This window comes from Micromonospora sp. NPDC005087, from assembly GCF_042872965.1.
Lineage (GTDB): Bacteria > Actinomycetota > Actinomycetes > Mycobacteriales > Micromonosporaceae > Micromonospora.
Genome location: NZ_JBIALB010000053.1, coordinates 1 through 8,897, shown reverse-complemented (window position 1 = coordinate 8,897; position 8,897 = coordinate 1). Strand labels below are relative to the sequence as shown.

Below are 8,897 nucleotides of genomic sequence, written 5' to 3'. Positions count from 1 at the left end.
TCGTCATGTATAGATGATCACGGCTCGGACAGGCAGGGGCCGGCAGGGCATCAACAGCGTGTATCAGATCAAAGTCGCATGAGATGCCCTCTAAGTGGTCCGTGCCGTAAGTCCTTCGGGGGTTGACGGTTCAGGGTCTGGCGTGCGGTTGGTGGTCAGGGGGTGGTGGGTCGTACGTGTAGGTCGCAGACCAGGTCGAAGGCTTCTTCGGTGCTGCGGCTGAACCAGATCTGGTCTTCGTAGCTGTTCGTGCTGGCCGCGTAGATGGCGGTGCCCCAGCGGTGGGCGGATCCGCCGTAGCGCAGCCGCATCAGCGGTAGCCGTTCACCGTCGCCGAGTTCGCCTTCGACGTAGGCGAACTGGGCGCGGTAACGCACGTGCACCGCGGCCAGTTGCGGCCAGTTCTCGCGGGCGTGCGCGCGTAGCCGCTGCGCCAGGGACGTCATGGTGGACTCGGGGATAGCCGGCATGGCGTCCATCCTGCCCGCCATGGGGGCGTGTCGGGCGCCTTGTTGCGCCCGGCTTGTCGGCATGATCAACGATCCGTTATGAGGATCATCGATCGGAAGTGGGGCCTGTGCGCGGATGGCCTCGACCGGCCCGGTGCGGGTCTTCGGCGTGCCCATCGCGGTGCCAGCGAGGGTTGCCCGGGCGGCGGCGATAGCGTCGATCGGGTCGGACTTGCCCTGTGCGCGACGAGCTCGGCGGTCCGGCCGGTCCACCTCCACGACGGCGATCTTTTTGCTGGTCAGGTAGCGGGCCAGGCCGGCGCCGTAGCTGCCGGTGCCCTCGACTCCCACGGCAGTTACCCGGCCGAAGGAGCGCATCCAGGCCAGCAGATCGGCGTAGCCGGCGGTGGTTGCCGGGAACTCGGTGTCGCCCAGGAGGCCGCCGGTGCTGTCGATGACGGCGGCGTGGTGGGTGTCGCGGTGGGTGTCGACACCACCGATGAGAGTTCGCTTCTTGGCTGCCATGCTGGTGAGGTCCGCCTTTCTCGTCTGCGTCGAGATTCGTGGACACGTCACCGGTTAGGCGATGCGGACAACACAGTGGTGGGCGCCTCTCGCACAGGCTCCTATCAGGTCACGACGCCTGGCCGGTGACATGCAGCTGTCGGGGCCACCGAGCTGGCCGACGAATCGGGATGAGGACAGCAACCGTCGGTCTGCCGGTGAGTCAGACCAGCCCGGCGACCCACCCCACCATCCTCACTGTCTGCCGTCGACCCGCCCTGCTTGGGAGCGGGCCGCCGCCCGACCCGCCACGTCAAGCGGACCTTGACACAGGTTCGGACGATGGCGGGTCGGGCGGTGGTCTGCTCGGCTTGCCCGGGTCGATGGCAGACGGGATGGCCTACCGCAACCGCCCTGGAACATCTGCCCGGCATCGCCGAACTACGCCAAGCCCAGCGAGCACGCCCGCCGCCGGGTGCGCGTCGAGCACGCCTGGCGCAGCCTGACCCGCCACCTCGGCCGCCGCGACAGCCTCGACACCACCATCCGCGCCGTCGCCGGCCTACTGTCCGACCACCAACACACCGACCGCGGCAAACCCATCGCCGCCATCACCGCCACCCGCCGCCATGTGTGTGACCCCGACCCCAGCCGGTCCTGTTGGTTGCCGGATCGATGAACGCGTTGTACCCCGGGTGGGGGCCGAGGTCAGATCGCCTGGGCGAGCTCAGCAAATGCCGTCGACACCCGCGTTGCCGGCGGGGCATCGACGGCGAGTTCGTAGTGGCCACGTCGTAGGTTCTGCATGAAGGCGTGTCCAGCGATGATCACCTGCGTTGTCCTGTCGGTTCGTAGTCCGCGCATCGGTCTCAACCGGTGTTTGAGCTGGCTGTGGTCGGCCTCGATTGGATTGTTCCGTACCGTTCGACGTGGTGCCACGCCTGCGGGATCAGCTCGTCGAGCACTCTGGGTAGAACGGCGCGGCGTCGGTGACGACCTCGCTCGGTGTCACCTTCAACGTCGACAGCGCCCGGCGGAAGAACCGGCGTGCCGCATCGGCGTCGCGGCGGGCCGAGATGAGCACGTCGTAGACCTGGCCGTACTGGTCAACCGTTCAGTACACGTAACGCCACACACCTAGAGCGGGATGCGGTCATCGCAGCCACCCCAGGAACCGGCGATGGAGTAGACCAGCGGGAGCCCAGCCCATGTCCTGGCTCGCAGCAACCATGCAGGAGCCCATATACAGGGCGAGGGAGATGGGAGCGCTTTCGAACTCGGCTCGCAGCTCGTGGCGTCGTGTGCGGCAGGGCCGTGGGGCACCGCACCCGGCGCAGGTCCAGATCGGCAGAACCGGTCCGTGCGTGGTCATGACGCCTCACCGGGCCAGTGCCCTCGTCTGCTCGGTATGCGGTGTCTCGACCGGCAGGGCCGTCCACCGCCGCAGAGGCCGACTGACCTGACCTTCCTCCGTGACCACACCGATCGGTGTCTACGCTCCAGGGCCACGGTGTAGGAGACAATCTGCTCGGCCGACGTCGTCTCTGATTGCCGCCGGCGGGTCTCCTCGAAGAAGGTCACGTTGCGCTCCTCCTGCTGGTGATTTCATGCTTCCGGCTCCTGGCAGCGCTTTCGAGGCCGAACTTGGCTGGCCGTTTGCACGCGGGCGTCGACCGGACGCGGAATCGCCCGACGGGTTATGGACGTAGATTTCCCGGTTCGCGCATCGCGATCTGCTTGGCCGACTCTGTGCGTAGCGGCCGGGTGCATTCCGGGCAGCTTAGGGATGCACCGCAGGTGCGGCACCATTGCAGCGAGCGCTTGAATGCGAGCAGCCCGGCGAGGAATCCGAGCACAAGCGCAGCGCTGATGGCCGCGATCGAGATCAGGTTCATGGAGTGCCCTTCAGAACGCCGGTGTCGGCATCGTTGATTCGGTCGATGTCGGGCGGGCGCGGCTCTGCGAGCCGCAGACAGTGGGCGAGGTGGTGATGTGGTATCGACGGACGTCACGTGGCCCGCTTGGCCGGTTGCGGAGCCTCTGCTGGACAGAACCCGCTCGGTAGGGCGTAGGTGGACATCGGGTCACCGATGATGCGCAGCATCATGCGGTCGCCGGTGAAGCGGGTTCTGCCGTGGAGCCAGCGGTCGTTGAGCAGGATGTAGCCGTGGCCCTCACCTAGGTCAACTGGAATGATCTGCTGCTGGACAAGCGCTCGAAGCCGGTCGATATATAGCGCGACCATCGGCGCGAAACGCGCAAGCTCGTCGAGGCGCAGCCGGACGGCTATCCGGCCTTCGGTCGTCTGCTGGAAGACCGCGCCGAGGTGGCCGGATCCTCCGCCGAAGTACGCGGATCGGGGCGTGGACAGCGCCGCGAGTATGGCGGGTTCGGCGCGGGCGATCTCGTCGTAGAGGTCGCGACCGTCCACCAGATGACTGCGTCCACCGGTCTGCGCCGGTCGAAGACATGCGAGCATCAGGACGCGCGGTGGCCGGCATACAGCGGATCCTTCGGTGTGGGGCAACAGCTCGCGATCGGTGAAGCCCGCGAGGCTGGTCTTTCCGTCTTCGGACGCTAGCCGCTGGGCGATGGTGGTCACTCCATCGGAGTCGCTGTCGCGGTGCTCGCGGATTCTGATCAGTGACCGGGCTGCATAGAGCAGGTTGTCCCGTTCGATTCCGCCCTGGAAGATGGTGATGCCGTGCCTGGTGAGGCCACTCAGGATGCGAGCCGTGCTGTCCGGGTCGCGTAAGTCCACGTGGGGCAGGCCGTCAACGTCGGGCATCTGGTCACCTCCGGCGAATTGCTCGTCGGCGTTCACCATGGTCGCACCTACCGCATGGATCAAGTGACGGATTGTCAATGCCGAGCCGCCCTTAGCGAGCAATGACCGTGCTACGTTCCGGACGGTCCAGGTCCTGCACCAGTGGAGGGAATCCGGATGAGCTACCAGCCGCACCTGTTCCCTGTCTCCGTGAAGGGCGTCGTGGTTCGCAACGGCCGCGTGCTGTTGCTACGCAACGAGCGCGACGAGTGGGAACTGCCGGGCGGGAAGCTGGATCTCGGTGAGGAACCGGCCGACTGCGTGACCCGGGAGATCGTTGAGGAGGTCGGCTGGCAGGTGACCTCTGGACCGCTGCTGGACGCTTGGCAGTACCACATCCGCGACGACGTCAATGTCCTGATCATCACGTACGGCTGCCACCTCGGCACCGACGCCGATCCGGTCGTCAGCCACGAGCACAAGGAAGTCGGCCTGTTCACCGAGGCCGAGGTCGCGGCGCTGCGCATGCCAGACGGGTACAAGAGGTCCATCACGACCTGGTACGCCAAACTCAGTGCCCGAGTCATGTAGGCGACCGACGATGCAGTGCGGCGGTTGCGAGGCGAGGGTCGGCCGCTGGAGTGCGTCGCCGCTGTGCCCGGCGTGCCACGCCATCGCCGGTGCCGCCCTGCCAGTCCCTGGCCAGCGCCACGGAGGCTCGGCCTTGTGGTTGTGGACCAGCGATACCGCACGGGCCGCGCTGGCCAGCGGCGATCTCGCGGTCATCATTCGCACCTACCGGGCCGCGACCGGAGTGAGCCAACGACGTCTTGCGGAGTTGCTCGGCTACGACGCGACGTACATTTCGATGATCGAAACGGGGCGGCGGGAGATTAGCGATGTCGCCACCCGGCTACGGATTGCACGCCACCTCGGCGTGCCTGCGCACACGCTCGGGGTGAGCGACCCCGACGACGCCGACTTCACCGCGATGCTCCAGTTCGGCGAGTCGACTATCCGCCTCGCCGCGATCGCACGGCAGTCCGGGCGCGGCGCCGAAGCCGTCAACGAGCTCTGGCCGCTGGTCACCCGCTTGGAGAGCCGGGTCGCCGACGGACATGTTGAGCGGGATGTGATGCTCCTGCTTGCACGTGCCCGCGCCGAACTCGGCGTCTCACTCGGCTACGTCTTGCCCGAGGAGCGACTGGTCAGTGCCGCCCGCTGGACCGGCCGGGCGCTGTGGCTGGCCGAACACCTCCACGACCAGGACCTGATCGCCTTCACCCTCCGCGTGCACGGCAACGAGCTGCGCAAGGTCGAACGGCACCACGCCGCCGTTGCCCGACTTCGACGCTCAGTCGAACTGGTGCCTGATCCCGACCGAGGTGCCGCCCTGGTACAGCTCGCCCGAGCCGCCGGCGAACTCGGCGACCCCGTCCTGTTCGACCACGCCATCACCAGCGCCGGGCAACTGGTCGACGCCAAACCCGGCACAGGACTCACCAGCCTTCACGCCCTCCATGAAGTGCACCTGCGCGGGCTGGTTCACACACGCCGACACGACCTGGCCACCGACCTGCTCGATCGCCACCGTATGTCCACCACCGCGATGCCACCGCAATGGCAGGCGATTCTCCACGTCACTACCGGCGAAGTGCTCTTGGCCTGCCGCGGCACATCCCAAGCCGAAGCGGCGTTCCAGGCTGCCATCGCCATCGCCGAGGAGCACCGCCTACCTCACCAGATCCAGCGCACCCTCCGGGCCTGCACGTCGCATCTTCCCGCTGTCGGGGAGCTCGCGCGCCAAGCGCTGGACAGGCTCCGCGTCCCCGAGCCCAACCCGGCCGGCATCCAGGCACCATAATCCCGCGTTGCGTTGTGCACCGCGGCGATAGCGACCAGTCGGGAGCCGGTTGCGAGGTCGAGGACATGGCGACCGGCCACGGTGTCCGGGTGATCGAGGATGTAACGCGCGAGACTCTGCCCGCCGGTCCAGGCCGACGCCTAGAACGGCGGCGGGAGGACGTGCCCCGCCTCGGCTTCGAGCCGGGCCCAGAGGACGATCGCGTCCTCGGCTATGACCAGTCGCACCTCTGGCACCAGGGCCAGCCGGAGCCGGTCGGTGCTGGCGGTCCCGGCCGCGACTCGGGGGCTTACAGCGCGTGCAGCACCAGCGGTTCGAGGCCGGGCAGGACCGCGGTGTCGGAACGGATCGGCTTTCGCCGGTCCGTGGTCTCAGCCACCGCCGTGGCGACGGGCGAGGCCTCGTCGCCACGCACGGCGGAGTCAAACGTCAGACCAGCCGGATGTTGGCGGCCTGAAGGCCCTTTTGGCCCTGCTCGACGTCGAACTCGACCCGCTGGTTCTCGTCCAGGCTGCGGAACCCGCTCGATGAGATGGCGGAGAAGTGGGCGAAGACGTCAGCGCCGCCGCCATCCTGCGCGATGAAGCCGAAACCCTTGTCCGCGTTGAACCACTTGACTGTGCCGAATGCCATGTCTTCTCCTCTGAGTAGCTGATGGAGCCATGTACGGGCCCTCGGTTGTCGTCGCTGCTGGTCCGGAAGAACCGGCAGAACAAAGAGCGCCTGGCGGGTTAGGTACCCACCAGGCGCTGGCAAAGTATGCGACAAACCGAAGGCTGCAACCCGGTGAGGCTAGCACGGGGGCGGCGCCCGCGCGGTGTCTTCGCTGTCAGCGCTGACCGCGCCGGCTACCAACCCGTGTGCCGGAAGAGAACGCCGCGGCGCCCCGTGGCGCGGACGTGGTTTCCGCGGCACTCGCCCGACGACTTTCCGAGCCTGTCCCGCGCGCCGCGCGGGCGGTCAATCCGCCCGTCGCTGTGCGCGGATCCGGGCGCCCCGTGGCGCTGTGGCCTCGTCGGTGATGCGGCGCCGTCGTCGCTACGGGAGGCGTCACGAAGCGGCGCTCGCCCGGGGCGAGTTCGGTGAGCAGCGAGTCACCGGGGCCAAGCCGGGTAATCGTCGGGTTGATGCCGGCCTGGCGGGTGAGGTCGCGCACGTCGGTGACCTGGTCGTCGGTCATCAGGGTGACGACGGTGCCGCTCGCTCCGGCACGCGCGGTCCGCCCCGAGCGGTGCAGGTATGCCTTGTGCTCGGCCGGAGGGTCGGCGTGGATCACGAGAGCCACATCGTCGACGTGGATACCGCGCGCCGCGATGTCGGTCGCGACAAGTGTGCGGGCGTCGCCGGCGGAGAACGCCGCCAGATTGCGGGTTCGGGCGTTTTGCGCCAGGTTGCCGTGCAGCTCGACGGCGGGCACGCCCGAGGCGACCAGTTGACTGGTCAGCTTCTTGGCGCCCCGCTTGGTGCGGGTGAACACGAGCGTGCGCCCCGGGGCGGCCGTCAGGTCGATCAAGACGGGGAGCCGATCATCGTGACGCACCCGGAGCACGTGGTGGGTCATCGCGGCGACCGGGGACATCGCTGAGTCGACGCTGTGGGTGACTGGGTTGGAGAGGTACCGCCGCACGAGGACATCGACGCCCGCGTCAAGCGTCGCCGAGAACAGCAGCCGCTGGGAGCGGGGCGGTGTCGTGTCGAGGAGTCGCCGTACGACCGGCAGGAAGCCCAGGTCGGCCATGTGGTCCGCCTCGTCGAGCACCGTCAACTCGACGGCGTCGAGGATTGCGTGGCCGGTCGACACGTGGTCGGCGAGCCGGCCGGGACAGGCGATGAGGATATCGACCCCGGCACGCAGTGCACCGACCTGTGGCCGCGCGCTCACCCCGCCGAAGATCGTCAGGGTCCGCAGCGACAGCGCGGTGGCCAGCGGTGCGATCGCCGCTTCGATCTGGGTCGCCAGCTCGCGAGTGGGCGCCAGGATGAGCGAGCGCGGGCGGCCGGGCAGCCGTGGAGACATGGCGGCCGAGAGCCGGGCGAGGATCGGGAGAGCGAAGGCGTATGTCTTTCCCGAACCCGTGCGGCCCCGACCGAGCACGTCGCGTCCGGCGAGCGAATCCGGGAGCGTCGCGGCCTGGATCGGGAATGGCGTGCTGATGCCCGCCTGCTCGAGCGCGGCGACCAGGCGGCCGGGCACGCCGAGGTCAGCGAAGGAGGTGGGCGTGACAAGGGGTGTTTTGCTGGCGCGGCGTGCCGCCATGGGAGTCTCCGAACGTGGAAGGGGTCGCGCTGCACGGCGCTGACCGATTGGTCGCGGCGCGTGGTGGTCGACATCAAATGCAGGCCGTGGTCGGAACCGGCGGACCGGTTGATCAATCTACCCGCGCCCCGGCCCAGGCCGTACACGATGGCTTTTTGGGTTAGGGTTCGACGGGCCGAGCGTCCAAACGCCCCCCGGCGAGCGGCCGGATGCGCCCCGCTCATTTTCCGCACCCGGCTTGCATGTGCGAGCGGGTGGGTCGGGCGTTGGCGCGCAAACTTGGAGCAGTTCTTGACTGATGTAACCGCGCATGACTCGAATTTGTTCCGTGAAGCACCGGGAGCAGATGCGCCTTTCGACCACACACCTGCCGTTGACGCAAGCTTGGCTGCGATGACCCGCCTGCGCACCCCGTTCCGTCTCGAGGGTGACCCCGACCGGAAGCCGACGACCGGCGCCCATCGCCCGCTCGTTAGGCATCACGACGGCACGGAGCCCAGTCAGTAAAGGCTACCCCGGGTGTCGGTTCGACGCGTCGTAGGTACCGACGTCCTGTGCAGGTGGATCAGCTGGATCAGCACCTCTCCACGACTGGACCAGCAATTGGGGCGGCGGCGGACCGCCGCTCGGCCTTGCCCGCATACATTTTCGCGTCGGCCATCCCGATCAACGTGTCCCAGTCGAGGGTGCTGCCGCGACCCGCGACCGCCGCACCCATCGTGCCCCCGGTCGGGGTGGTCGCCCAGTGCAACGGCGCACGGTGTAGGCGCGGCCCGTCTCGGCGCCGGCGATGAGAGTCGAACAGCTCATGACATGACCTGCTTGGGTCTGACTGGATGGCTGGGAGGTACGTCCGCCGAGGGAGTCGAAGGTGGTCGCCGTCGGCGCGCGGTTGAATCGCTTCGATCGGTCCGTGGATGCGCTCGCCGGACATCCGCTCAGGAAGGCAATGCCCGCAGGGCGGAAGGTGTCAACCTTTTCGGGGCGGGTGGTTCAGGGGTTCGTTGACTGAGTCGGCTCGTCGTCGGGCTTGTTGATCCACGCGGGTTCGGGTAG

General features: G+C 67.9%; 9 protein-coding genes and 2 pseudogenes. 2 read left to right on the top strand and 9 right to left on the bottom strand.

Features of this window, described 5'->3' with window-relative positions; genetic code table 11:
• Positions 1-155 precede the first annotated feature (155 nt).
• The 4 genes and pseudogenes from ACFYPS_RS36425 to ACFYPS_RS36410 all read right to left on the bottom strand — a co-directional run bounded on the left by ACFYPS_RS36425 (position 156) and on the right by ACFYPS_RS36410 (position 3,780).
• Positions 156-974, bottom strand: coding sequence for a transposase (locus ACFYPS_RS36425; RefSeq protein WP_387331001.1), 819 nt, complete (start codon positions 972-974; stop codon positions 156-158).
• A 687-nt stretch (positions 975-1,661) separates the two neighbouring features.
• Positions 1,662-2,091, bottom strand: a pseudogene (locus ACFYPS_RS36420) (DDE-type integrase/transposase/recombinase); the annotation flags it as partial.
• 559 nt (positions 2,092-2,650) lie between these two features.
• Positions 2,651-2,848, bottom strand: a complete 198-nt coding sequence (locus ACFYPS_RS36415) for a hypothetical protein (protein WP_210918302.1) — start codon at positions 2,846-2,848, stop codon at positions 2,651-2,653.
• Between the two features lie 113 nt (positions 2,849-2,961).
• Positions 2,962-3,780 carry a TauD/TfdA family dioxygenase gene (locus ACFYPS_RS36410; RefSeq protein WP_387330997.1) on the bottom strand — a complete coding sequence of 273 codons (819 nt, stop codon included), beginning with the start codon at positions 3,778-3,780 and terminating at the stop codon, positions 2,962-2,964.
• A 117-nt stretch (positions 3,781-3,897) separates the two neighbouring features.
• Here ACFYPS_RS36410 and ACFYPS_RS36405 point away from each other — a divergent pair, with 117 nt between their 5' ends.
• Positions 3,898-4,311: an NUDIX domain-containing protein gene (locus ACFYPS_RS36405; protein WP_387330994.1), complete on the top strand. Its 414-nt coding sequence runs from the start codon at positions 3,898-3,900 to the stop codon at positions 4,309-4,311.
• A gap of 133 nt (positions 4,312-4,444) precedes the next feature.
• Entirely contained in the window at positions 4,445-5,584 is a 1,140-nt protein-coding gene (locus ACFYPS_RS36400; protein WP_387330991.1) for a helix-turn-helix domain-containing protein, read from the top strand.
• Between the two features lie 20 nt (positions 5,585-5,604).
• On the opposite strand, the pseudogene ACFYPS_RS36395 reads toward ACFYPS_RS36400, so the two are convergent.
• The 5 genes and pseudogenes from ACFYPS_RS36395 to ACFYPS_RS36375 all read right to left on the bottom strand — a co-directional run.
• A pseudogene (locus ACFYPS_RS36395) lies at positions 5,605-5,829 on the bottom strand (methyltransferase); the annotation flags it as partial.
• Between the two features lie 44 nt (positions 5,830-5,873).
• Entirely contained in the window at positions 5,874-5,999 is a 126-nt protein-coding gene (locus ACFYPS_RS36390) for a hypothetical protein (RefSeq protein WP_354968777.1), read from the bottom strand.
• 14 nt (positions 6,000-6,013) lie between these two features.
• On the bottom strand, positions 6,014-6,217 hold the full coding sequence (locus ACFYPS_RS36385) for a cold-shock protein (protein ID WP_210908447.1): 204 nt from the start codon (positions 6,215-6,217) through the stop codon (positions 6,014-6,016).
• A gap of 196 nt (positions 6,218-6,413) precedes the next feature.
• Positions 6,414-7,841: a DEAD/DEAH box helicase gene (locus ACFYPS_RS36380; RefSeq protein WP_387330987.1), complete on the bottom strand. Its 1,428-nt coding sequence runs from the start codon at positions 7,839-7,841 to the stop codon at positions 6,414-6,416.
• Between the two features lie 574 nt (positions 7,842-8,415).
• Complete coding sequence (locus tag ACFYPS_RS36375) at positions 8,416-8,592, bottom strand: hypothetical protein (RefSeq protein WP_387330984.1); 177 nt, start codon at positions 8,590-8,592, stop codon at positions 8,416-8,418.
• Positions 8,593-8,897 lie beyond the last annotated feature (305 nt).

Excerpts from the sequence above, each read along its gene's own strand:
- ACFYPS_RS36425 (WP_387331001.1), bottom strand. The coding sequence starts at position 974 with ATGGCAGCCAAGAAGCGAACTCTCATCGGTGGTGTCGACACCCACCGC.
- ACFYPS_RS36410 (WP_387330997.1), bottom strand. The coding sequence starts at position 3,780 with ATGGTGAACGCCGACGAGCAATTCGCCGGAGGTGACCAGATGCCCGAC.
- ACFYPS_RS36415 (WP_210918302.1), bottom strand. The coding sequence starts at position 2,848 with ATGAACCTGATCTCGATCGCGGCCATCAGCGCTGCGCTTGTGCTCGGA.
- ACFYPS_RS36385 (WP_210908447.1), bottom strand. The coding sequence starts at position 6,217 with ATGGCATTCGGCACAGTCAAGTGGTTCAACGCGGACAAGGGTTTCGGC.
- ACFYPS_RS36405 (WP_387330994.1), top strand. The coding sequence starts at position 3,898 with ATGAGCTACCAGCCGCACCTGTTCCCTGTCTCCGTGAAGGGCGTCGTG.
- ACFYPS_RS36380 (WP_387330987.1), bottom strand. The coding sequence starts at position 7,841 with ATGGCGGCACGCCGCGCCAGCAAAACACCCCTTGTCACGCCCACCTCC.